General features: G+C 46.2%; 20 protein-coding genes. 4 read left to right on the top strand and 16 right to left on the bottom strand.

The window, feature by feature from the left end:
• Nucleotides 1–17: 17 nt before the first annotated feature.
• Nucleotides 18–2,927: a SusC/RagA family TonB-linked outer membrane protein gene (locus AAHN97_RS19275; RefSeq protein WP_343303705.1), complete on the bottom strand. Its 2,910-nt coding sequence runs from the start codon at nucleotides 2,925–2,927 to the stop codon at nucleotides 18–20.
• 99 nt (nucleotides 2,928–3,026) lie between these two features.
• On the opposite strand from AAHN97_RS19275, the gene AAHN97_RS19280 reads away from it, so the two are divergent.
• Complete coding sequence (locus AAHN97_RS19280; RefSeq protein ID WP_343303706.1) at nucleotides 3,027–3,332, top strand: hypothetical protein; 306 nt, start codon at nucleotides 3,027–3,029, stop codon at nucleotides 3,330–3,332.
• Between the two features lie 394 nt (nucleotides 3,333–3,726).
• On the opposite strand, the gene AAHN97_RS19285 is transcribed toward AAHN97_RS19280, so the two are convergent.
• From AAHN97_RS19285 to kduI, 9 genes are all read right to left on the bottom strand, one after another.
• A complete protein-coding gene (locus AAHN97_RS19285) occupies nucleotides 3,727–4,764 on the bottom strand; it encodes a LacI family DNA-binding transcriptional regulator (RefSeq protein WP_343303707.1) in 1,038 nt (345 codons plus the stop codon).
• Between the two features lie 178 nt (nucleotides 4,765–4,942).
• Nucleotides 4,943–5,188, bottom strand: coding sequence for a hypothetical protein (locus tag AAHN97_RS19290; RefSeq protein ID WP_343303708.1), 246 nt, complete (start codon nucleotides 5,186–5,188; stop codon nucleotides 4,943–4,945).
• Nucleotides 5,189–5,221: 33 nt separating this feature from the next.
• A complete protein-coding gene (locus tag AAHN97_RS19295; RefSeq protein ID WP_343303709.1) occupies nucleotides 5,222–5,593 on the bottom strand; it encodes a hypothetical protein in 372 nt (123 codons plus the stop codon).
• Nucleotides 5,594–5,603: 10 nt separating this feature from the next.
• Nucleotides 5,604–7,868 carry a cation:proton antiporter gene (locus tag AAHN97_RS19300; RefSeq protein ID WP_343303710.1) on the bottom strand — a complete coding sequence of 755 codons (2,265 nt, stop codon included), beginning with the start codon at nucleotides 7,866–7,868 and terminating at the stop codon, nucleotides 5,604–5,606.
• A 138-nt stretch (nucleotides 7,869–8,006) separates the two neighbouring features.
• Nucleotides 8,007–9,197, bottom strand: a complete 1,191-nt coding sequence (locus AAHN97_RS19305) for a glucuronyl hydrolase (RefSeq protein ID WP_343303711.1) — start codon at nucleotides 9,195–9,197, stop codon at nucleotides 8,007–8,009.
• Nucleotides 9,198–9,215: 18 nt separating this feature from the next.
• Entirely contained in the window at nucleotides 9,216–10,262 is a 1,047-nt protein-coding gene (locus AAHN97_RS19310) for a LacI family DNA-binding transcriptional regulator (RefSeq protein WP_343303712.1), read from the bottom strand.
• 11 nt (nucleotides 10,263–10,273) lie between these two features.
• Nucleotides 10,274–11,044, bottom strand: coding sequence for an SDR family NAD(P)-dependent oxidoreductase (locus AAHN97_RS19315; protein WP_343303713.1), 771 nt, complete (start codon nucleotides 11,042–11,044; stop codon nucleotides 10,274–10,276).
• 14 nt (nucleotides 11,045–11,058) lie between these two features.
• Nucleotides 11,059–12,162, bottom strand: coding sequence for a DUF4861 family protein (locus AAHN97_RS19320; RefSeq protein WP_343303714.1), 1,104 nt, complete (start codon nucleotides 12,160–12,162; stop codon nucleotides 11,059–11,061).
• A gap of 30 nt (nucleotides 12,163–12,192) precedes the next feature.
• Nucleotides 12,193–13,035: a 5-dehydro-4-deoxy-D-glucuronate isomerase gene (gene kduI / locus AAHN97_RS19325; RefSeq protein WP_343303716.1), complete on the bottom strand. Its 843-nt coding sequence runs from the start codon at nucleotides 13,033–13,035 to the stop codon at nucleotides 12,193–12,195.
• Between the two features lie 260 nt (nucleotides 13,036–13,295).
• Between kduI and AAHN97_RS19330 the strand changes: the two genes are divergently transcribed.
• Nucleotides 13,296–14,942: a UxaA family hydrolase gene (locus AAHN97_RS19330; protein WP_343303717.1), complete on the top strand. Its 1,647-nt coding sequence runs from the start codon at nucleotides 13,296–13,298 to the stop codon at nucleotides 14,940–14,942.
• 71 nt (nucleotides 14,943–15,013) lie between these two features.
• Here AAHN97_RS19330 and AAHN97_RS19335 read toward each other — a convergent pair whose 3' ends face one another.
• Genes AAHN97_RS19335 through AAHN97_RS19355 form a run of 5 tightly spaced genes read right to left on the bottom strand, consistent with a single transcriptional unit; the run spans nucleotide 15,014 to nucleotide 20,919 of the window.
• Nucleotides 15,014–16,309 carry an MFS transporter gene (locus AAHN97_RS19335; RefSeq protein ID WP_343303718.1) on the bottom strand — a complete coding sequence of 432 codons (1,296 nt, stop codon included), beginning with the start codon at nucleotides 16,307–16,309 and terminating at the stop codon, nucleotides 15,014–15,016.
• Between the two features lie 40 nt (nucleotides 16,310–16,349).
• Nucleotides 16,350–17,012: a bifunctional 4-hydroxy-2-oxoglutarate aldolase/2-dehydro-3-deoxy-phosphogluconate aldolase gene (locus AAHN97_RS19340; protein WP_343303719.1), complete on the bottom strand. Its 663-nt coding sequence runs from the start codon at nucleotides 17,010–17,012 to the stop codon at nucleotides 16,350–16,352.
• Nucleotides 17,013–17,018: 6 nt separating this feature from the next.
• The gene (locus AAHN97_RS19345) at nucleotides 17,019–18,017 is read right to left on the bottom strand and encodes a sugar kinase (protein WP_343303720.1); all 999 of its coding nucleotides are present in this window, start codon (nucleotides 18,015–18,017) and stop codon (nucleotides 17,019–17,021) included.
• The gene (gene uxaC, locus AAHN97_RS19350) at nucleotides 18,017–19,411 is read right to left on the bottom strand and encodes a glucuronate isomerase (protein ID WP_343303721.1); all 1,395 of its coding nucleotides are present in this window, start codon (nucleotides 19,409–19,411) and stop codon (nucleotides 18,017–18,019) included. Before uxaC ends, AAHN97_RS19345 begins: the two co-directional genes overlap by 1 nt.
• A gap of 8 nt (nucleotides 19,412–19,419) precedes the next feature.
• Nucleotides 19,420–20,919 carry a tagaturonate reductase gene (locus AAHN97_RS19355; RefSeq protein ID WP_343303723.1) on the bottom strand — a complete coding sequence of 500 codons (1,500 nt, stop codon included), beginning with the start codon at nucleotides 20,917–20,919 and terminating at the stop codon, nucleotides 19,420–19,422.
• 245 nt (nucleotides 20,920–21,164) lie between these two features.
• Between AAHN97_RS19355 and mnmA the strand changes: the two genes are divergently transcribed.
• Nucleotides 21,165–22,256, top strand: coding sequence for a tRNA 2-thiouridine(34) synthase MnmA (gene mnmA / locus AAHN97_RS19360; RefSeq protein WP_343303724.1), 1,092 nt, complete (start codon nucleotides 21,165–21,167; stop codon nucleotides 22,254–22,256).
• 354 nt (nucleotides 22,257–22,610) lie between these two features.
• Here the strand turns inward: mnmA and AAHN97_RS19365 are convergent, their stop codons facing one another.
• A complete protein-coding gene (locus tag AAHN97_RS19365) occupies nucleotides 22,611–23,801 on the bottom strand; it encodes an RsmB/NOP family class I SAM-dependent RNA methyltransferase (protein WP_343303725.1) in 1,191 nt (396 codons plus the stop codon).
• A 21-nt stretch (nucleotides 23,802–23,822) separates the two neighbouring features.
• Here AAHN97_RS19365 and AAHN97_RS19370 point away from each other — a divergent pair, with 21 nt between their 5' ends.
• Nucleotides 23,823–25,238: a serine hydrolase domain-containing protein gene (locus tag AAHN97_RS19370; protein WP_343303726.1), complete on the top strand. Its 1,416-nt coding sequence runs from the start codon at nucleotides 23,823–23,825 to the stop codon at nucleotides 25,236–25,238.
• The last annotated feature ends 74 nt before the right edge of the window (nucleotides 25,239–25,312 follow it).

The following is a 25,312-nucleotide window of genomic DNA, read 5'->3' on the forward strand; positions in this document are numbered from 1 at the left end:
CATTTTTTAGATCCCTGTTAAAATCCAACTTGAAGGCCTACCGCAAATGATTTTGTTCTCGGATAGAAACCTCTTTCATCAATACCGGTGGTTAAACCGTTATCCTGTAATTCAGGATCCAGCCCGGAGTAATTGGTGATAGTGGCAATGTTCCTGCCGGTAGCATACAACCGCAGGCTGCGGATATACTTGGTAGGTAATTTGAAATTATACCCCAGCGTAATGTTGTCCAGTTTCACGAAATCACCTTTCTCCAGGTAGTAATCTGAATACTGCGGCGCATCGTTCAGCTTGCCGTGTACAGTAAGACCTCTTTTCAGCATATTGTTCGGCAACCATTGTTTGTTGGCGAAGTACAGGTCCTGAAGGTTCAGGATCTTGTAAGCGAATTTGCCGCGGAAGAAGATGGTGAGATCGAAGTTCTTGTAACGTACGGTGTTGCTCCAGGAAGCCATGTATTTGGGAATACTGTTACCCAGTACTGTTTTGTCCTCCTCCGTCATAGCAGCTGCTTCTGCTTTGGAACCATCTTTTTTGTAGAACAGCCATTTGCCCTGATCCGTAAATCCGGCAAAACGTTTTCCGTAGAAATTACCGATCGTTCCACCTTCTACGATGCGGATGGCATTACCCAAAGCACCGGGAGAAGGCAAACCACCAAACTCCAGCAGGTTAATGCTGAACTTATCGTTGGAAAGAGATTTCAGTTTGTTATTCTGGTTGTTGAAAGTGATGTCTGTACGCCAGGTCACTTCTTTGGTTTGAACCGGGATGGCATTGATGTAGATCTCAAACCCTTTATTGGTGATAGTTCCCACGTTGGTGAACAAACTCTCTGTTACATAAGGCGGTAATTGTGCCACCGCATTGATGGCCAGGTCTTTTGTTTCCCTGGTATAGTAGTCGATAGAACCACCCAGGCGGCGGTTTAATAAAGAGAAGTCTATACCAATGTTATACTCTTTCTTTTTCTCCCAGCGTAAGTCCGGATTGGGGTTCTTGGAAGGACCATAGGTCTGGTACCAAACGCCATTCTGCAGATAACTACCGCCGGTGCTTAACATTACCTGGGATAAGTAGTTAGCCCAGCCATCGTTACCGGTAACGCCATAACCTGCACGCAGTTTCAATTCATTCACTGCAGGAATAGCTTTCATAAATTCTTCTTCACTCAGCATCCATCCCACAGAAACGGAAGGGAAATTACCCCACTTATTATTGTTGCCGAACTTGGAAGAACCTTCGTGACGTAAACTTAATTGCGCCATGTATTTTTTACGGAATGCATAGTTCACCCTTCCGAAGAATGCGATCAGCGTATTGTCTTCCTTGTTACTGCCCATACCGGCTTTACCCTGTGTGAGATAAACACCGTTTCCAAGGTTCCAGTCAGCAAAAGCATCTGTCAGGAAACCGGAGTTATTGGCAGAAAACCATTCCTGTGTAGCATACTGATAGCTGTAACCACCTACTACCTGTACATCATGATCTCCACCGATATTTTTAGAGTAATCAATGGTAGATTCAAAAATGCGGTTCACCTGGTTATCATTCCTTTTGTAAGCATAACCACCTCCCTGGTAATCGTTCTGGGAAGAACGGGAAGCCCTGTTGCGATATTGACGGTCGTTCCAGTTATTACGCATGATAGCACCAAAGGCAGACACATGTAAGCCATTGATCACTTCAAGGGTAACCTTTGCATCGCCGGACAATGTTTGCTGGTCGCGCTCAGATAATTCCTGTTGCAAACGGGCAATAGGGTTATAGTTATTAAAAGCAGTTGTTTCAATGTATTTGCCGTCAGGTCCGATGATGGGAGCCGTAGGATTCCTTTGTACAGCCTGTTCAAAGTCCCCGGTGCTGCCACCCAGCAGATCGGCTTTATTGAAGTTGGTGGCCAGGTTGATCTGCATGGTGAGCTTGCCTTGCAAACCTGTTTGATTAAGGTTCAAACGGCCACCATATTGCTGACGGTTATTGCGGATGGCAATACCCTGCGCATCACTGTAGTAAATGGCTGCACGATAATTGGATTTATCTGTACCACCGGTTGCGGAAAAGTTATGATAATGGCTGAGGTTGTCTTTGTTGATCAGCATATCATACAGGTTAACATCAGCACCAAGGTGATTGGTAGGTGTGGTAACTGCTTTGTATTCTTCTGCAGTGAGGGTTACCGGCTTTTTGTCCACTACTTCCCTTTGCAGATAAGTAGAATAATTGAACTGCGGCTCACCGGATTTACCTTTTTTGGTAGTTACCAGTATAACACCACCATTACCACGCGTACCATAAATAGCCGCCGCAGAGCCATCCCGTAATACATCGATAGATGCAATATCGTCCTGCGTTAACAGGTCAAGATTACCGCCGGGGATACCATCAATTACAATCAATGGGCCATTGGTACCACTGAGACTGGTTACACCTCTTAATTGCAAAGAGGCGCCCTCATTAGGGTTGTTACCTCTTGTGCGGGTGATACTCAAACCGGCTACTTTACCTTGTACAAGGTCCATGGCACTGCGTGTACCGCCTTGGTTAAAGTCTTCTGCTTTAATAGAAGTTACTGCAGAAGTGATCTCTCTTCTCTTTAATGTACCATACCCTACCACCACTACATCATTCAATGTTTTGGAAGAGAGCGCCAGGCCAACATTTATTTCATCACCAGAGCCGATCCTTACTTCTTTTGTTTCATAACCGATAAAAGAAAATTCAAGGGCTGTTGTCTGAGCCGGAACAACAATACTGTAAGTACCGTTTACGCCCGTGGCGGTACCACTGTTACTGTTCTTGAGTTTAACGGTAACGCCGGGGAGAGGCGTATTGTCTTTTGCATCTATTACCCTGCCCTTGATGGTACGGGTCTGTGCAAAAGAAAGCGAGGCTATAAGCAGGAATAAGGTGCTTAGCCAACACACGCGCTTTAGATACGTGGATTTTTTGTTCATTGCAAATGAAATTGAATTGGTTAATACTATGGGTATAAAATCTTTCGTCCCGGTTACTAATGATCTGGCATGGCATTCCCATTCACCTCCAAAAGGACGCGTCAGGAAAGGGCAAAAGAATTTAGCCTTGACATATTGGGTATGTCAAGCAAAATCGATTTAGCAGATGGTTTTAAAGGCGGAAACCTGGGTGGCAATACTGCGTTGCCAGATTGCTATCTTTTCATTGTAAATAAAGGTTTTTGGTATTTGAACTTTTCAATAAGTGATGCCTGCCAAAGTGGAATCGTCACGGCAGTCCATCAGGTTTTCTTTGTAATTTTTCTTTGTAATTCTAGTTTAACGTTAGCATTGATTCCCTCCCTGGCTGTATAGCGTTAGCGGGTCACCTCCCAACCAGGAAATAAAGTTTAGTTCGATTTATCTTCTAAAATGTATTCAAAAACGTCACGAAAGTTAGGTTGCTGTTAACCTGAAATCCCTTGTTCACTCTTCTTTGTGGCTTCCTTTTTCCATAAGACCTTCTCCCTTCCGGGTGCTAAATGCAAAATCGATTTAGCTAAGTGTTCTAAAAAAAGACCCAAAAGGATCACTGCGCGTTAATTGACCTTAACAAGCACACCATAAATGTATAATTAATTTGCCTGAATCAAAATAATTTTAACATTTTTTCTTCAAACGAATTGTCCGGTTTTCCGTATACACTTTACCCTAAAGGGTTTTGCTGTATATGAAAAAAACAGGATGGCAGAGGTATTTTATACCCTTATCAGGCGGATCCCCGTTGAATAAATTTTCCGGGTACCTCTACCTGGTTCTTACGGGTGGCGGGTTTACTTTTATCTAATTGGTTCATCAACAGGGTCATGGCCGTTTTGGCAATCTCTTCTATGGGCTGCTGCACCACTGTTATACCGGGGGGATATAAACGGAAGATATCATGGTCGTCAAAACAGATCATGGCCATATCGTCAGGAATCCTAAGCCCCAGGCCTGCTATACTTTCCAGCCCCAGGATACCCAGGTAGTTCGTGGAAAAGAAAATAGCATCCATGCCCTTATTCTCTTTTATAAAATCCTGGATGGTCTTAACGGCTTCTTCCCTGGGGATATTATAGCTAAGTTTGAGGATCTGTTTGTTCCGTACCGGCATGTCGCTATCCCGCAGTGTATCCTTATATCCCTGCAAACGCTGCTGGATCTGCACCAGTTCCATATCTACGGTTACAAATCCAATCTTCTTATACCCCTTACCTACCAGGTGTTTTACACCCTGTTTCACACCACCTGCATTATCGATCAGTACATAGGGCACGGAAACTTCCGGGAAATAACTGTCCATCAAAACCACAGGGCGTTTATGTGCCTGTAATTGCTGAATATCCTTTTCCATACCGGGTGCGGGAGTGATCAGGTAACCATCTACCTGCTGACGGCCCAGCATGCGGATCAGGTCCCCTCCTTTCTGCGGATTATTCTCTGTACTGCAATACACAATGTTATAACCATATTTGTCTGCCTCCGATTCTATCACTCTGGCCAATGCGGCAAAAAAACTACCGGAGATGCTTTCTACCATCAGGCCAAGGGTTTTGGACTGACCGGTACGCAAATTCACAGCTACGGAGTGGGGGGTATAGCCTGTTTTCTTCACTACGGCCATCACTTTCTCTGCCAGTTCATCGCTGATCCGCATCTGGCGGGCTTTTCCATTTAATACAAACGAAACGGTGGATGGCGCTACACCAGCCATCCTGGCTACATCTTTAAGGGAGAGACGCTTCATTTCCTGGCCTTTTTCTTTCATGGTGGTTATGCGCTGTTTTTATTGGCCGGAACTTGCGGCTCGAGGTTGACGATTACAGTATAATGGATCAATGACCTTCTAAGAATGGAAATTACGGTTAATAATCGGAATATGCCGGTACTTAGACCCAATAAAATAACACCGGCTTTGCCGGAGGCCATTCAACCGTTGGCATACATCAGATTCCCAAAGAATTATCTACCCTGCGATAGTTCATCCGCCACAATACATTCGCCAGCTTTCGCGCAGTGTTCTTTACAAATGTTTCACTCTTCTCGGGAAAATAAATGTGGAGAGATTCATGCAGGCTCACTTCCAGATGTTTGCGCCCATGCAGGCGGCTGTCTATTACAATGGTATTTACACCATAGTCGGACATGCCAAAGGCCTTTTCTCTCCCCAGTTTGCGATAGATAACTTTCATACCTTTCGTATTTACCTAAAGGTACGAAGATAATCAGGGCCTTCTCACCATGAATTTACGGGAACAGTTCACCTCATCCTTTTTCATCTGCGAAAACTCTACCTGTATATTACTGTAGTTGCCTTTATGTTCCATGATCACAGCAAACCTCCGCGCCAGGTTGTTAGCAATACGTTCTAATTCAGCCGGGCTCATATTGCAGTAATATACCGTTGAATTAATAAGGTCAATATGAAAAACACCATTACTGGCATTGTTTTCTATGGCAGTTCTGTCATGCATCAGGGAAGCTTCACAACCACATTCATCCTGTAACTGCAACAGGAAAGACGCTTCTGCCGCAGAAAGTTTCTTTTCATTGCAGGCAAACAGCAGGAATAATACAGGGAAGAATATTTTGCTCATACTGCTAACATTATGCGGGCTGTATCTGGGGAGGTGCTTCTCCTTTTACACGGAACAGGGCTGCCGTACGTTTAGGATTGCCTACCACCCACACTACATCTCCATCTTCCAGTACGGTATCTGATATAGGATTCAAGATCCGCTGGTCGCCACGTTCAATGCCTACCACCATGCTCCTTGCCAGTTCCCGGATACCGGACTGGCGAATGCTTTTACCCAACACGGCGGAACCGGTACGCACATCAAACCTGCGCAGTTCCACTTCTGTTCTGGTATGTTTGATTTCCGGCAGATGCATGTCGATATAATTGCGGAAGGAAATGATCTGCTCATCGGTACCTATTACCTGCAAACGGTCCCCCGGGTAAAGGCGTTCCGTTTTAGGAGGAATAGGGATCAGGCGTTCGCCCCTTTCGATCATGGCTATATTTACACCGTATTTTTCTCTCAGGATAAGCTCTTCCAGGGTTTTGCCCACACCATCCCATTCCGGCCGGACCTGGAAAGCGGCAAGGTGCGCATCCCATGGAGCCAGTACGGCAGCTTCAGGTTTGGCTGCTTTTGCCGCTGCCTCTGCGGTTTCGCGGGCATTGAAGTTTTTGAAGAACCGGTCTTCCAGCCTGTTATAAAATACCTGGATCCTGCGGGATAACAATACCAGCACTACCACCATTATAAAAGTAACGGAGAGGGCAATGGCAAAAGAGAAGAACCGGTCCAGCATAAATCCGATCATGAACACGGCCAATCCAATGCGGGCTATCCGCAGTAACCATAAGGGACCTTTATATTTATTCTGCTTCCGCAGGTTGGAGAAAGCTGTGGTTTGCACCTGCCTTACTGCCAAAGCCCATAGGAACGGCATCATTACCAGGAATGTGATGATACCTGTAATGATCCTGCCCCACAAAGGCACCATCAGTTCATTCATTTTCGGCAGCAGGTATAAGGAAGAAAGCATGCCAATGGCTACAATGATCACTGTGCAAATAACGGTGTTGGTAAGATAGGCCTTCAGCACTATCTGCCAGTCACTTGCTTCAGAAATGGTTTGTGCGCCGCTGCTATACCTGCTCAGACTGGCTTTCCATTTTTCAGGTAAACGTTTATCCAGCCAGTTATAGAAAGGTTCCGCCACTTTGATCATATAGGGCGTGGTGAAGGTTGTCACCGCAGAAACAGCCACAGCAATGGGATACAGAAAATCACTGGTTACTTTCAGTGTAAGCCCCAGCGTAGCAATGATAAAAGAGAACTCCCCGATCTGCGCAAGGCTCATACCTGCCTGTACAGAAGATTTCAGCGGCTGGCCGGATAATACGGCGCCCACTGTGGTACTCAGTGTTTTACCTATCAGTGTGATCAGGGTGATCAATACCACAGGCCCAATATACATTTGCAACATCTTTGGATCAATGAGCATACCAACGGATACGAAGAAGATAGCGCCAAACAGGTCTTTCACGGATTTGATGAGATGTTCTATCTTCTCTGCCTGTGTGGTTTCTGCAAGGATGGAACCCATGATGAATGCACCTAATGCAGCTGAAAAACCTACCTGTGTGGCCAGCACCACCATCAGTAAACATAAACCCAGTGAGGTTACCAATAATGTTTCCTCACTCATGAGCGATTTGGTTTTCTTTAATAAAGTGGGAATGAAAAATATACCGCCTACGAACCAGAGGATTAAAAAGAACACCAGCTTCACCACTGAAATAAGCATTTCAGTACCGGCAAACTGCTGGCTCACCGCCAATGTGGAAAGCAATACCAATAACACGATAGCGATCAGATCCTCTACTACGAGGATACCAAATACAAGACCTGCGAATTTCTTCCCCTTTACACCTAACTCATCAAAGGCACGGATGATAATGGTGGTGGAGGAAATAGATAACACACCTCCCAGGAAAATACTGTCCATGGTATTCCATCCCAGCAACTGACCAGTACCATATCCTAAAGCAAGCATCACCACTACTTCCACGAATGCGGTTATAGAAGCGGATCCGCCTACTTTCATTAATTTCTTGAAACTGAACTCCAGTCCAAGGCTGAACAATAAAAAGATCACACCTATCTCAGACCATACCTTAATATTCTCTTCTTCTCTAACGGTAGGAAACAAATCAAAATACGGACCTACCAGGATGCCGGCTATCAAATAACCAAGCACCAGTGGTTGTTTCAGCTTTTTAAAGATGAGTGTTGTAATAGCTGCCGCACCCAGGATAAGGGCCAGATCCGCAATAAGATTTGGTAAATGAATCATACTCCCGTCATTTCGTTGGTGGCTAAAATAGCGAAAAAATCCGGGAGATAGGGTTAATAAAGCACAAGGAATGCAGCATTTCTGCCGCATTCCTTGTTATGATCAGACTATTCTTGTATTAAAATTTCCTTAAAATATTTAGCGGGCTGCCCATGCTTTATAGCGCAACAAAGCTTCCAGGAAGTAATAATCTGCATAGGACAAAGGCACGTCCAGCTCAGATTTACCCGGCATAGAGCCAGTGCTGTGCATGAGAATGAAATTATTGTTGGCTCCTTCTTTTGCCCTGTAAGCAGGACTGGCCAGGCTGATCAGCACATCCGCACCTGCATTCCAGTAACGTTTGCTTTCTGCTTTATTCGTGTACCGGCTTAATTCAAGCAGGGCAGAACTCATTACGGCAGCGGCAGAAGCATCTCTGATAGCATTCGGGATCTCAGGAGCATCATAATCATAATAAGGCACCAGGTCTTTAGGCATACGTGGATGGTTCAGCATAAAATCTGCGATATGGCGGGCCTGGTCCAGGTATTTTTTATCTTTTGTTTCCCGGTACATCATGGTATAACCATACAATCCCCATGCCTGCCCACGGCTCCATGCAGAAGCATCTGAATGGCCCTGGTGTGTTTTTTTAGCGTATACATTACCGGTGATGGTATCATAATCCACTACGTGATAGGAACTATAATCAGGCCTGTAATGATTCTTCATGGTAGTGTTGGCATGTGTTACCGCAATCTTGTAGAAAGTGGAATCACCGCTGTTCTTTGTAGCCCAGCACAACATCTCCAGGTTCATCATGTTATCGATGATCACAGGGCATTTCCATCCTGCATGATCCCAGGAACGGATAGCACCGATAGTAGGTTTGAAGCGGGTGATGAGGGAACGGGAACTCGTCATCAGGATGTCTTTGTATGCAGGAGTTCCTTCCAGTCTCAGGCCATTGCCAAAGCTGCAATACATCAGAAAGCCAAGGTCATGCGTATTGGTCCTGTACTGATCCGGCAGCAGATATTCCTGGCGTTTCAGGGCTTCCTGTTTGAATGCAGGATCTTTTGTGTATTCGTAAATGTACCAGCAGGAACCGGGATAGAAACCGGCTGTCCACCAGTTAAATTTAGCCGTCATCAGGCTGCCGTCTTTATTCGTTGATCTTGGGAAAAGCGAATCCGGCAGGCTCTTCATCATATGTTTGTACTGGGCAGCGGAGAAGCGGAAGTTCTCATCTACCAGTGACAACATTTTTTTCGTGGAAAGTTTTGTTTGCGCCTGTGTATTGGTCAGCCAGCAGGCGAGTAATAAAAAGACCAGCTTTGTTTTCATAACGTTTTCAATTGTGGATTACTTCTTTTTCCTGCCTGGCCCTGCAGTAGATTCCCGCTCTACCAGGGTAATAGGCACTATTTCCTGTGAATGGCGGTAAGCCGCAGGATGTTTAGCCTGGATAAGGTCCATCAATGCAGCCACGATCCTTTCTCCCATTGTGGAAGGATATTGGTCCACAGAAGTAATGGAAGGTGTTACAATCTCTGTGCGCGGATCGTTGGAATAACCCACGATCTTACACTGTTGCGGAACCTGTATGCCATTCTTGCGGCAATATTCCAGAATGGTGAGCGCTGTGGTATCGTTTGTTGCAAAGACGCCATCCGGGTAAGGCTTCTGCGAGAAGATCTTCTCCGCAGTCTGCCATGCATTTTCTTTTGTTAGTTCATGAAAGAACACTCTCGGCTTTTTGTAAGGCAGCTTATTTTTTTGCAAAGCATCCTTATAGCCGGCCAGGCGTTCCTTATAAAGGTTACAGGTAAGCGGCCCGGAGATATGTACAATATCTTTACAACCCTTATCTATCAGATGTTCCGTGGCAAGTGAACCGCCTAGGAAATCATCTCCTTTGATCACTTTTACATTGTATTCTTTAGGTGGTACCCGGTCAAAGAATACCAGCGGAATATTCTGTTGTTTGAATATATCGAAGTGGGAGAAATCAGAAGTGTACAGTGTAGCGGATACAGCCAGACCATCCACCCTTGCTGAATACAGGGTATTCACCAATGCAATCTCCTGTTCAAGGGAATCATTACTCTGGCAGATGATGAGGTTATAGCCATACTCCTGTAACTTATTCTGAATGATCGTACTGATAGCTGCGGGGTAGAACATAGAGATCCGCGGAACGATCAGGCCAATGGTTTTGCTTTTATTATTCCGCAAACCGGCTGCCATGGCGTTAGGACGATAGCCCAGCTTGCGGGCCATTTTCTTTACGCGTTCTTTGGTTTTGATGCTGATATTGGGGTGATCGTTCAATGCCCTTGAAACGGTGGACACCGAAAGCCCCAGCTCATCGGCGATATCTACAATTGTTTTCTCAGTACGAATGGCCATAGTTATAAGTTTTACCTGCCCATCCAACCGCCGTCTACCGTCATAACGGTACCGTGCATATAGTCAGATGCGTCAGAAGCAAGGAATACAACTGGTCCCATAAAGTCTTCCGGCTCTCCCCAACGGGAAGCAGGTATACGCTCCAGGATGCCCTGGCTGCGTTTCTCGTCTGCGCGCAGGGCGGCAGTATTATCTGTTGAAATATAACCGGGGGCGATAGCATTTACATTGACGCCGCGGGAAGCCCACTCATTGGCAAATGCTTTGGTGAGTTGCCCTACAGCGCCTTTACTTGCTGCATAACCCGGTACATTTATTCCACCCTGGAAGGTCAGCAATGAAGCAGTGAAGATCACTTTCCCCTTTCCTCTTGCGATCATCCCTTTCCCTATCTCACGGGTAAGGATGAACTGAGCGGTTTGGTTGATGGCAATCACTTCGTCCCAATATTCATCAGGATGTTCTGCTGCCGGCTTGCGCATGATAGTCCCTGCATTGTTCACCAGGATATCGATTGCCGGGAAGTCTTTCTGAACCGTTGCAATAAAAGTATGCAATGCTTCGCGCTTCCCAAAATCACATTGGTAGGCTTTAAACTTTCTGCCCGTGGCCAGTACCTCTTTTTCCACATCGCTGCCGGATAGTTCCAGGGATGCAGATACACCTATAATATCTGCCCCGGCCTCTGCCAAAGCCACTGCCATGGCCTTTCCGATCCCTCTCTTACAACCGGTTACCAGTGCAATCTTACCTTGTAAACTAAAAAGATTCAATACGCTCATGGTGCAAAAATATTTTATCTGGTAAATGATATTTTAACCGGGTCCTTCAACCTGTCAGCCTGGTCCTGCAGGTAGCGGAACCATTGGGTGGCATTAGTGATGCGCCCTGCTTTATCCCAGGCAGCCCCGGTATAGTAAGTTACTGTTTTGTTTTTGTCTGTAGCTGAAACAGCCAGCAGGTGGCCTTTAGCCACTGCCATCTCCTTCACGGGGTTCAGTATGATACAGCCCACTCCCGTGGTGCCATCCTTTCCATGTACAGGTTCCCAATAGCCCATCACACCCGCTGCTTCCTGCAACCAAATATTCCCCGGCTCATTCCGTTTGATGATACCAATGGCCACAGGCAGCGTGTCTGTGAACCTGATCTGCATTTTGCTAAGCTGTGCACCGGCATCCAGGGAAATGGTTTTGGTTACATTCACCGTAGCGCCATCCACCTGCCAGGCATCATAGCTCAGTTCAAAAGTAGTACGCAAAGGGCCACTGTCCAGGATACGCCAGGAGGTATAGTTCTTAGGGAACCAGATACTGTCCTTCAGATAAGGAGCAATACCACCACCTCCCAGTGTATAACCTACATGATAATAATCCAGTCCTTCCCCTTCATCCTTATGGTAATTGCTGCGTTTGTACCAGTTATTGATCACCAGTTTTTCCGTACGTTTACTCCATACATCCACGCCATAGGCATTTTCCTTCGGCGTAGCCTCTAATGCCTTGCCATACATACGGAAAGCCACACGGTCGTTCTCCCAGGCAAAGTCGTCTTTCCTTTCCGGTACATATCTGCCAAACGTTTTTTGTTGTACCGGCGCCGGAGTGCCTGCCACGAAAGTGATGCTGATTTTGCTTTTAGCTGGTACGGGTGTTCCCAGTAATATTTTCACCGGTTCCTTTCCGCCTTCATAGATCAGCTGGTACGCAATCTCCTTGCGGGTAGCTGCGTTGATGATCTTAAAAGGTCCTTTCTTCAGCGAGCCGGCCACCTGTGCATAATCCAATTCCACGAGGTCACTGGTGGTAGCTGCAGGATTGGATAAGGTAACGGAACGATCCTGGGCCTGGCAGATAAAAGCCACACCCATCCATAAACACAAAGAGATAATTTGCTTCATGAATAGTTTTGAAGGATGAAAGTATAATCGTTAGCGTAAGTCCGGAATGGCGCAATGGTCCATATCTCCGTAATCCAGGTTCTCACCTGCCATACCCCATATAAAGGTATAATTGCTGGTACCGGCGCCGGAGTGAATAGACCATGGCGGAGAAATAACGGCTTCGTTATTCTGCATCCAGATGTGCCTTGTTTCCTGCGGCTGGCCCCAGAAGTGGCAAACGGACTGCCCCTGTGGTACTTCGAAATAGAAATATACTTCCATACGGCGATCGTGTGTATGCGCCGGCATGGTATTCCAGGTATTACCTGGTTTCAGTTCTGTCATCCCCATCTGCAACTGGCAGGTAGGTAATACAGAATTCACCAGCAGCTTGTTAATGGTGCGGTGATTGGAAGTTTCCTGAGCCCCCAATACCACTACATCTGCCTCTTTGCGGGTGATGTGGCGGGTCGGATAATTCATGTGGGCAGGCGTGGAATTGATGTAAAAAAGGGCGGGCTCTGCAGCATTTTTACTTGCAAAGATCACCTCCTGTTTACCTTTTCCAATGTATAAAGCTTCCTTGTAGTCTATGGAGAATACTTCCCCATCTACTGTTACAGTACCTGCGCCACCTGTGTTAATGATGCCCAGTTCCCGGCGTTCCAGGAAATAAGCTGCTTTCAGGGGATCTACTGTTTCCAGTTTCACCGCCTTTTTTACCGGCATAACGCCTCCGGTAATAAAACGGTCATAATGACTGTACACCAGGCGGATGGCATCCGCTTCAAATAAAGGTGTGATCAGTAAAGCTTGTCTTGCCTGTGCCGTATCCCAGGATTTAGCTTCCTGTGGGCTGCTGGCGTATCTGGTTTCTATAGACGTGCTCATCAAAGTGGATTTATAAAATGCCTGTTCAGTTAAAAGATATAAACAAAAATATAATAACGCTGGAAAGGTAATATGAAAACATGAATATTGCAAACGTTTGCATGATATTGCTATAAAACGGTCAAATCTACGTAGGAAAAGGAATCTAACCGTAGTTATGAGCTGGTGTTTATTTAACTTTGCAGTTGGTTAATATCCAATCAAAAATCAAGATTTTAGTATTAAACCAGCGTCTGCAAATGCGCTATTTTAGCAAGATCATGAACACGTATCTTCAGATTCATCCGAAAGACAATGTGCTGGTAGCATTACAAGACTTACCGGCAGGGCAGCAAATACAGTTCAACGGCTCAACAGTACAACTGAAGCAGAACGTTCCCGCTAAACATAAATTCCCTCTGAAAAGCCTGCAGCCCGGAGATTCCGTGGTAATGTACGGCGTTTTAGTTGGTAAAGCTGTATCTCCTATCCAGGAAGGCGAACCCATCACCGTGAACAATGTTCACCATGATGCGAATGCTTTTCATGAAAAGGACGGCAATTACCAATGGCATCAGCCTGATGTTAGTCACTGGAAAAACAGGACCTTTAATGGTTTTCACCGGAAAGACGGGCAGGTAGGTACAAGGAATTACTGGCTCGTAATACCAATGGTATTCTGCGAGAACAGGAATGTTGGCGTTATCAAAACTGCATTCGAAAAGGGGCTTGGTTTTGCTCCTACAGAAGTTTACAATGAGCAGGTGAACGACCTTGTGCGCCTGTACAAAAGCGGCGACCTGGACGCTATTAAGAATTACGCACCGGAAACGATCACGCATTCTTCCAACCGCAACCCGGTATTTCAGAATATTGATGGTATCAAATTCCTCATACATGAAGGAGGTTGTGGCGGTACCCGTCAGGATTCAGATGCACTCTGTGCATTACTGGCAGGATACATCCACCATCCGAATGTGGCAGGCGCTACCATCCTGAGCCTTGGCTGCCAGCATGCGCAGGTTTCTATCCTGCAGGCGGCACTGAAAAAACTGGACCCTGAATTTGATAAACCATTGCTGGTGTATGAACAACAAACCAGTGATTCTGAATTCAGGATGTTATCCAATGCCATCAAGGATACTTTCCTTGCCCTGGTAGAAGCTAACAAAATAGAACGCAAACCCGCACCGCTCTCTAAAGTGGTGATAGGTTTGGAATGTGGTGGTTCAGATGGTTTCTCCGGCATCTCCGCCAATCCCGCCATCGGGCATACTTCAGATATGCTGATCGCACTGGGTGGTACTTCCATTCTTTCCGAGTTCCCTGAACTTTGCGGTGTGGAACAGGAGCTGATCAACCGTTGCGAGAAAGAAGAAACAGCTGATAAGTTTATCTCTATCATGCGCGCTTACGCTAATTCAGCAGAAGCAGTAGGTTCCGGTTTTGATATGAACCCTTCACCCGGTAATATCAAAGACGGGCTTATTACCGATGCTATCAAATCTGCCGGAGCGGCCAAGAAAGGTGGTAACTCTCCTGTAACAGATGTACTGGATTATACGGAATATGTGAAGCGGCCAGGGTTAAACCTGCTCTGCACACCCGGTAACGATGTGGAATCCACTTCAGCAGAAGTTGGTTCAGGTGCCTCAGTAGTATTATTCACCACAGGATTGGGAACACCAACCGGTAACCCGATTGCACCTGTTGTGAAACTGGCTACCAATAGCAGGCTCGCTAAACGTATGCCGGACATCATAGACATAGATACCGGCAGTATTATCAGCGGTGCAAAAAGTATTGAAGCAATGGGAGAAGACATTCTTGAGTATGTGGTGAAAGTAGCGAGCGGAGAGATTTTCACAAAAGCGGAGATCTTACACCAGGATGATTTCATTCCATGGAAACGTGGCGTGAGTTTATAATCAAAAGATAAAAATGAAGAAGGCCCGGAATATTATATTCCGGGCCTTCTTCATTTATGCTGTATTAAAATCTAATCTTCTTTGATCACCACTTGTTCCATACGCGGCGCAAATAAGTGCATCGCTACCCATGCCAGCAGATACATAGCACCGCAGATGAGGAACAGGATGTTATAACCTGCACCAATATTACCCAATGCTTTGAAGTGATCCAGTAAACCACCCACTACTATCGGGAATAATAATCCGCCTATTGATCCTGCCATACCACCGATCCCTACTACAGAGCTCAGTGCAAACTTGGGGAACATATCAGATGCGGTAGTGAAGATATTGGCAGACCAGGCCTGGTGCGCTGCGGCAGCCAGACTGATCAATGCTACCACTGACCACATATTGGTAGTGTAACGTGCAAAAACAATCGGCACCACACAAACCGCGAAGATCAGCATCGCTACTTTTCTTGCTTTAAACACCGGCCAGCCTTTACTGATGAACCATCCAGAAAGATAACCACCACCAATACTACCTATTGTGGTTGCTGTATACACAATGATCAGCGGCAAACCAAGATTTTTCATATCCAGTTTGAAAGTGGTAGAGAAGTAAGAAGGGAGCCAGAACAGGAAGAACCACCAGATGGGATCAGTCAGTAACTTACCGAATACAAATGCCCATGTCTGACGGATAGCAAAGAGTTTCATCCAGGGCACTTTACGTTTAGCACTCTGTGTTTCATCTTCCTGATCGCTATGGATATAGGCATATTCCTCTTTAGATAATTTCTTATGCCTGGAAGGAATTTCATACATCACCAGCCAGAAAGCCAGCCATACGAAACCAATAACACCCGTCCAGATAAACGCTTCCTGCCAGCCGTATGTTCCTGCCAGCCAGGGCACAATAGCAGGAGCAGCTACCGCTCCGATATTAGCACCGGAGTTAAAGATACCTGTAGCTAAAGCTCTTTCTTTTTTAGGGAACCACTCTGCTGTAGATTTAACGGCCACGGGAAAGTTACCCGCTTCGCCAATACCTAACAATGCACGGGCAGCACCAAACCCGAAAGTGGATTTAGCCAGTGCATGCGCCATGGCAGCAATGCTCCATACAACAATAGATACTGTATATCCCACCTTGGTACCTACTTTGTCCACAAAACGGCCAAACAGCAGCAATCCAAGTGCATAGCAACCTGAAAAGACCATTACGATCTGTCCGTATTCACTTTCAGTCCAGTTAAATTCTTTCTCCAGAATAGGCTTCAGGATTCCAATTACCTGACGATCAATGTAATTGATCGTGGTAGCAAAAAACAATAAAGCACAGATGCGCCAGCGATACCGCCCGATTACAGTGGAATTCATTTCAGATTGATTGTTTAGGATAAATACTTCTTCGGTCAAATTACTGCAACGCCCTGATAAATGCAAACGTTTGCGCCACTTTTGCACTTAATCCTTTCCAGTCCTTGTTTTCAATAGTGGATTTAGCCAGGAGATTAGATCCCATGCCTACACACACTACGCCTGCATCAAACCAGGTTTGCAGGTTACTTTGTTCCGGTTCCACGCCCCCGGTTGGCATAAATCGGGTAGTGGGGAATAAGGGTTTGATGGCTTTTACAAAACCCGGCCCTAATGAACTGCCGGGAAATAATTTAACGAGTGTGGCACCGTTTTTCTCTGCCACTGCTATTTCAGACGGCGTCATACAACCCGGTACCCAGAAAATGTTCTGTGACTGGCAATAACTTCCTGTTTCAACATCTACGATCGGGCTCACAATAAAGTCTGCTCCCATTTCCGTGAAGGTCTTTGCGTCTGCTGCACTTTTAATGGTGCCGATACCAAGATACATATCCGGCATGGTGGTAGTTTTCAGGTCACGCAGGCGGGCAAAGTTCTGCCTGGCGTTTTCTCCGCGGTTGGTGAATTCAAATACACGGATCCCTCCTTCATAACAGGCACGCATTACATCGCAACAAACTTCCGGATCATCATGATAGAATACCGGTACTATTTTGGAGGATTCAAATGCTTTTAAAATAATATCTGGCTGTGGTGTCATTTTCTCTTACATCAATTGTGTGATAGATTCCTTTGCTGTCAAATTAAAATCACCGGTACGGAACAGCTTGGTGTATGCTGCTGCGGCGGCGTAGGAAATAGTTTCCTGGTTCGAGTATCCATTCAGGTTGGCATGGATCAGGCCGGCCATAAAACTGTCTCCGCTTCCTACCCTGTCTACCACTTCATTTGTTTCGTATTGCCTGGAAACAAACAATTCCCCGTCCTTCCAATATACGGCATAATATAAATTATGCGAGGGTGCACTGGAAAAACGGAAAGTGAATGCTACCCTGTTACATACAGGGAATTGCGCTATAATAGCTGCAGCTGCATCTTTCGCGGCCTGCAGGTATTGTTCTTTTGTATCTGCTGCAATGGCTTCCTGGTTAAGCGGTGTGCCCAGCATCATATTGGCGGCCCATATATTGCCCATGATCACATGGCAATACTTGGTTAGTTCCGGCATCACATTGATGGGCTGCTGACCATATTGCCAGAGTTTGCTGCGATAGTTCAGATCTGTGGAAATGGTCATTCCCTTACGGGTAGCCGCTTCCAGCACTTCCTTGCAAATGATCACGGCATCCGGATTGAGGGCTGGTGAAATAGCACTCCAGTGGAACCATTTTGCATCGCCCAGCAGATCATCCCAGTTCACTGTTCCGGGTTTGATCTCACTGAAGCTGGAATATTTGCGGTCGTACACCACTTCTGCATGTTTCAGGTCAGATCCCTGCGCCAGGTAATAAGCACCAATGCGGTCTCCTCCCCATAACATCCTGTCTGTTTGAATACCGATCGTTTGTAACTGTTCCAGGATCTGGCGGCTCAGGCCATTTTCAGGTGTTTTACTGATATATGCCACGGTATTTCCCCAGGTAGCTAAAGCTGCGGCCACATTAGCTTCTGCTCCACCTACAAAGATGGCTGCACGCTGCTGCGCCCATTCCGGGGAAAGGCGCAGTAATATTTCTCCAAATGTTATAACTGATACCGGCTGCATTAGAAATTAAAATAGGCTTTGGCGTTATTGTAACTGATATCCTGTACCATCTTTCCTAACCATGGAAGATCCCCTGGCAGTTCGCCGTTCTCCACATCATTACCGATCAAATTACACAATATTCTTCTGAAATACTCATGTCTTGAATATGACAGGAAACTGCGGGAATCAGTTAACATACCTACAAACCTGCTCAGAAGGCCCATATTGCTGAGGGCGTTCATTTGTTTTTCCATGCCATCTTTCTGGTCAAGGAACCACCAGCCGGAGCCGAACTGCATTTTACCTGCAACCGTTCCATCCTGGAAATTACCCACCATGGTAGCATATACTTCGTTATGAGAAGGATTCAGATTATATACGATGGTCTTTGCCAGTTTATCTTCTTTATCCAACCTGTCGAAGAAGCGGCTCATGGCTTCAGCCATAGGCCAGTCACCAATAGAATCCACACCCGCGTCTGCGCCTAAACGTTTCAGTAAACGGGAATTATTATTGCGGATAGCACCGGCGTGAAACTGTTGTGCCCAGCCTTTTTCATGGTTCCAAAGGCAGATGAAATGAAGCGTGGCAGATTTGAACATAGCTATAGCAGCATCGTCCAGTTGTTTGCCAGCCATTACATCTTTAAATGCCTGCTCCAATGCTGCTTCTGTAAAATCAGCATATATGAAGAAGTTAAGCCCGTGGTCAGAAAGTCTTCCGCCATTTGCATGGAAGTAATCGTGCCTTTTCTTCAAGGCCGCCAGCAATGCACTGTAACTGTTGATATCAATATCCGCAGCGGCGCCCAGCTTTTGCAGATAGGCTTTAAAGCTGGCAGGATCTTCTACTGCCATGGCTTTATCCGGACGGAAAGTAGGCAATACTTTAGTGGCAAAACCCTGTTTGCTGATGGCTTCATGAAACGTCAGCGGATCAGCAGGATCGTCTGTTGTGCAGAGTGCATCTACTTTGTAATGCTGCAACAAAGACTTGGTACTGAATTTTGGCAGCTGTGCATTACAGGTTTCGTAGATGCTTTTAGCGTTATCGCCATTCAGTACCTCTTTTATGCCAAAGGGATTCAGCAGTTCCATATGCGTCCAGTGATACAAAGGATTACGCATGGTATAGGGAACCGTTTCCGCCCAGACTTTGAACTTGGTCCAGTCATCCGAGCCACCGGTAATGAGTTCTTCATTCACCCCGTTTGCACGCATGGCGCGCCATTTATAGTGATCACCTTTTAACCAGGCTTCTGTGATGGTAGCAAATTGATGGTTGTCCGCTATTTGATCAGGAGGCAGGTGATTGTGGTAATCAATTACCGGCATGTCCTTCGCGTAGTCGTGGTATAACTTTTTAGCCGTTTCTGTTTTGAGTAAAAAGTCTTCCGATAAGAAAGTTTTCATTGCGCTGCTTATAAAACCTTAGAGTGATTTGTAACGTATGCTTTTACACCATTCTGCATCATACCAACCAGGTGATCGGTTACGGTATCCGCAAAACCCGGGATATTATTGAGATCAGTTTCCCACAGGCGGCTGTCGCCACAAATACTGCGCACCATACCGGAAACCTCCGTGTAGCCTGGGGTTTCAACGGACTGCCAATAAGCTGCAAAAATGGGTGCATTGTCATCAGTAATATCGTAGAACGCGTCTTTGCGTTGTCCCTGATATTTACCATCCGTTACGCGCACAGGTTTCAGGAAAAGTAACGCAGCGGCAAACCCTAAGATCAGCATTTCGGGTAATACACCTTTAGCTTCCCGGTAGCGCAGCAGGGTCTGCACATTACGGGCGTTCATTTTAGAACTTTGCTGAAAGGTAATACTTATGAGTTTATGTTCAATAGAAGGGTTGGCAAAACGGTCGAGCACATCCTGCGCAAATACTGCAGTCTGAGGCCCCAATGCACTGAGTGTGGGCAGGATCTCCTCTAACACAGCAGTTTCAAAGAAACGGCGCATGTAGGCATCCTGCATACATTCGTATACGGTATTCAAACCGGAAAGGTAACCCAGGGCAACAGCTGCGGTGTGGCTACCATTCAGGATCCTTAATTTTTGCTCACGATAAGGTGTAATGCTGGGTGCTATCAGCATCCTGGCATCTGCCTGGTGGAAAGAGAGTTTTTGGGCAACGGAAGCATCTCCTTCAATGGCCCAGAGGAGGAATGGTTCTGATTCGATCCATAACTCATCTTCATAACCGGCTTTTTCCCAGCATTCCTTCAGGTTCTTGGGTTTACCCGGCACGATCCTGTCTACCAGGGAACTGCAGAATTTGTTGGCGGAAGAGATCCATTCAACAAATGCTTCCGGCATTTTATTAAAGGCGGCCAGCTGTAATACGATCTCTTTGAGGAGTTTGCCATTATCCACCACCAGTTCAGTTGGTATGATAATGAATCCCTGGGCCGGGTGTTTCTTATATCGTTTGTAAAGAATGGCCAGCAATTTTCCCGGAAAGGAAACGGGCACCCCGGCGGCTACATTCTCTTCCACATACTGGATCCCCACTTCGGTAGTGTTGGATACGATAATCTCCAGGCCAGGCTGTGTGGCAGCTTCCAATATTGCCTCCCACTCTGCATTCGATTGCAAAGTACGGCTAATAGAAGCGTTCACTAAGTATTGATCAACCGGCTCCCCTTGAGAAATTCCTTTAATATGTGTAGTAAAGAGGCCATCCTGTGCAGCAAAAGCGCCTGCCGGCCCATCTGTGGATTTTACCACTACCACCCTTCCCTGGAAGAGACCTTTTTTGTTAGCCTTGTCTATCAGGTAATCTACCAGTCCTCTTAAAAGTACGCCTGTACCAAACTGCAGCACTTTTTCAGGATAATGGAAGTATTCAGGTGTAATGCCCCAGGCGGGATTGTTCATAACGTGTTTTCTATTCAATCTCGAAAGCATGCATGCGAAATTTATTAAATAACTAAACTGTTTAGCCGATAAATATATAGTTAGTATTCGAAATTATTGACAATTTACTAAAGATTTGCGGATATAATGCAAATCAAACGTTGTAAATACCTGATTGGTTAATATTTATGCAGTATCTGGTAATTAGCAACTATATGCCCATCATCAGTATCTATAAGCTAAACCTACCCCTTTAACAGGATTTCAGTAATTTTGCATCCTTAACCAATTAACAGATGAGCAAGCTTGGAAAAGTGCTGGTTGCCATGAGCGGGGGGATTGACAGTACAGTCACTGCCCTGATGCTCCATGAGCAAGGCTATGAAGTGGTGGGCATCACCATGAAGACCTGGGATTACGCTTCTGCCGGACCTTCCAAAAAGGAAACGGGCTGCTGTAACCTGGACTCTTTCAATGACGCCCGGGCTGCTGCCGTACATCATGGCTTTCCGCACTTCATTTTAGATATCAGGGATGAATTCGGGGATTTTGTGATCAACAATTTCGTGGATGAATACATTGCCGGCCGCACACCCAATCCGTGTGTGTTGTGCAATACGCATATAAAATGGCGCGCCCTGATGAAACGGGCGGATGCGATGGATTGTGAATTCATTGCTACCGGCCATTATGCCAAACTCCGTATGGAGAATGGCCGCGGCGTGATCAGCAAAGGTGTGGACGAAACCAAAGACCAGAGTTATGTGCTCTGGGGTTTGGACCAGGATGTGGTGAAACGTACCCTGCTGCCCCTGGGTGGATACCGTAAAACGGAGATCCGCCAGATGGCTATGGACTTCGGTTATCCTGAACTGGCCAAAAAGGCGGAAAGCTACGAGATCTGCTTTGTGCCGGATAATGACTACCGCGGTTTCCTGAAACGTAAAGTGGATGGCCTGGAAGAAAGGGTGAACGGAGGCAATTTTGTACTCGCAGACGGCACTATCGTGGGTAAACATAAAGGTTACCCCTTCTATACCATCGGGCAGCGTAAAGGGCTGGATATTGCTTTGGGCAAACCCATCTTTGTTACAGAGATCATCCCGGAAACCAATACCGTTGTGCTGGGTGAGGAACATGAACTGAACCGCAGTGAAATGACGGTAGGCGGTATCAATTTCGGCAAATATGACCATCTGCCGGAGGGCATAGAGTCTATTGTGAAGATCCGGTATAAGGATAAAGGTACCCTGGCCAATGTTTACACCGGCGCCAATGATACCGTGAAAGTGAATTTCTATGAGCAGGTGAAGGGTATTGCACCCGGACAATCTGCCGTATTTTATGAAGGAGATGATGTATTAGGCGGCGGGATCATTCGCCGTTAAATTCTAATATAAAGACAAAAAGGGGCTGTTCCGGCATAATGGAACAGCCCCTTTTTTTATTCTTATCCTTGCTTCATCCTAGCTTCAAAGTAGCTTAAACCCGCTCTGGCAAGCAACATGAAGCTAGGATGAAGCAAGGATGAAGCTACCATGGCAGGTTTACGCTAAAAAGTCGATTACCCGCCGCGGGCGTTTTGCGACAATAAATTAGTCCTAAGGCTGGTTGTCACAAAAGCAGCCTGTTATTGGCTAATTTTTCGATACTGTTTGTCACAAAAGCAGCCTGCTATTGGCTAATTTTTCGATACTGTTTGCCACAAAAGCAGCCTGCAATCCATTAATCTTTCGCCACCATTATCCTTCCCTCCTCGCCACCGCCACAAACATGGTATCCGCATTCCGCTGATACCCGCTCACAATCCCACTCTCCTCTATCTTCAACCCACAGACCTGCTCCAGGAAGGCCACAGCCTCCTCATTTTCCTCCCGGAACACGGAACAGGTGATATAAATCAATGTTCCCCCCGGCGCCAGAAAAGGAACCACATTACGGGCAATCTGTTTTTGCAGGGCGGCATATTCTGAGATCTGTGCTTCTTTGAAAAAAGTGATACTCTCCGGTGTTCTCCCCCAGGTGCCGGAACCACTGCAGGGCGCATCAAGTATAATACCCGAAAATTGGGTGCGGGGCATAGATGCCCGCAAAGCAGGCGAAGTAAGGTCCAGCACTTTTGAACTATAATTCTTCAGGCCGGCTTCCGCAAAACGTTTGCGGAGGTTCTCCAGGATGCTGGCTCGCACATCACTGGCAAAAAGATGAATCGCGGGTTGCAGGTCATGCAGCAGAATGGATTTACCACCACTGGCAGCACAGCAATCCCACCAATGCTCTCCGGCCTTTGGATGAAAACGGAGGCCGGTTTCCTGTGAGGACAGGTCCTGCACTTCATACCAGCTCTTATCCGGGATGATCAGTTCTGTTTTTGTGCCGTTGGGCAATGCAATCGTATTAGCGCCGATCTGTTCATAGACGTAATTCCCTTCCAGCAAACGAAGAATGGCAGCTAATTTACCAGGCCGCGCACGCAGGAATAATTTAGGTTGTTGCAGGAAGGAACGCGTAAACTGTTCTGCATCAATGCCGGCAGACAGATGTTTTGCAAAAGGGAAGACAGACCATTGGAGCCCCAGGGCCGCAAGTTTATCTTCAAACGAAGCCGTTACATCCCATTCCGGTTTAAAGAAGGTCAGCAATTCATCCGGCCCCTGTTCACACAGGAAGGTGCCCAGCAAGATCCTTTCTTTAAGCGGCAGGTTTTGCTGCCAGTTGCCCAACCGGAAAAAGTGATACACCAATTGCTGCACCCTTTTCCTGTCACGGCTTCCCATATGCGGATGCGCCTTGAAGAATGTTTTAAGATAATGATGCAGGGGTAAACTTCCGTTATAACCTGTGATGATCTTCTCTGCAGCAATGATGTAGTTTTCCCAACGCGTCATGTTCGCAAAGATAGGGATACTCGCCTCTTTTTTTGTTATCTTCATATCAATCTAAACCTTGCTCCAATGCGCTACACTACATCCATTTTACTATTGTTCTTAACCGCCAGTTGCTTTTCCCAGGAAAAATATTCCGCTGAAACAGAAGAAAAGATCCGCCAGGTAGAAAACAGCCTGGGCAGCTGGGTGTCTTTCGACAATGCGCCTCCCGTAAAGCTCAACCTCCTGGAACGGATGAAATATTACAGGGTGCCGGGTATCAGCATTGCCGTGATCAGGAATTACAAACTGGAATGGGCACGTGGTTATGGTTTTGCGGATGTGGAAGAAAAAAGGCCCGTTACCACGCAAACACTTTTTCAGGCCGCCTCTATCAGTAAATCCCTGAATGCAGTGGGCATCTTAAAACTGGTGGAACAAAATAAACTGAACCTGGACGAAGACATCAACAAATACCTTAAAAGCTGGCATCCTTCTGCAGATTCCGGTAAGATCACTATCGCCAATCTCCTGAGCCATACGGCGGGCCTTACGGTACACGGGTTTGGAGGCTATGATGTAAAGGACACGCTGCCTACCGTGCAACAGATCCTGCAGGGAAAAAAACCTGCCAACTCCCCGGAAGTGAAACCTGCATTTGCTTCAGGCAAACGCTTTCAGTATTCCGGCGGCGGCACCACCATATCACAACTGATCCTTACAGAACAAACCGGCAGGCCCTATGATCAATACCAGCAAAAAGAAGTGCTGGACCCTATGGGCATGACCGGCAGCTTTTATACACAACCTGCCCCTGCTTCCAAAAAAGACCTGCTGGCCACGGCGTACCGGGCAAATGGTAATCCGGTGGAAGGAAAATACCATGTTTATCCTGAAATGGGCGCTGCCGGCTTATGGACGAATCCGGTGGACCTGAGTAAATACATCATTGAAACACAACTGGCTTATGAAGGCAAGTCTTCCAAAGTATTATCGCAGGCCATGACCCAAAAGCGGCTCACACCTTATATTGATAAAAGTGCAGGGCTGGGGGTTTTCATCATGGATAACAAATGGTTTAATCACAATGGCGGGAACGCAGGTTTCAGATGTGTATACTATGGAAGCCTGGAAGGCGGCAATGGCGTTGTGGTAATGGTGAATTCTGATAATTTTGAAGTGATCTCCGAAGTAATGAGGAGCATAGGCAGCACTTACGGATGGAATGAATTCAACAGGACCAGTGTTCGTTCACTGGCTACAGTACCTGCAGACACACTGAAACAATACCCGGGCATTTACAAATTCCAGAACATCACGCTTACCGTGACCGAAAAGGATAACACCCTTTTCATCAGGCAGAATATGGGCAATACCATGCAGATGTACTTTACTTCCAACAAGGATTTTGTGATTATGGATGCGCCTTCAGACAACCGTTTTGAGAATGGAGGCCTGGTAGTAAAGCAAGGCGGCCAGGAGATCCGTTTTACGAAGCAATAAAATAAATTACCAGCCAATTAGCCATAATTGTGTATTTTGTGCAAATAATCAACCATTTAGATAGAAATTATCAA

The organism is Chitinophaga niabensis (assembly GCF_039545795.1).
Lineage (GTDB): Bacteria > Bacteroidota > Bacteroidia > Chitinophagales > Chitinophagaceae > Chitinophaga > Chitinophaga niabensis_B.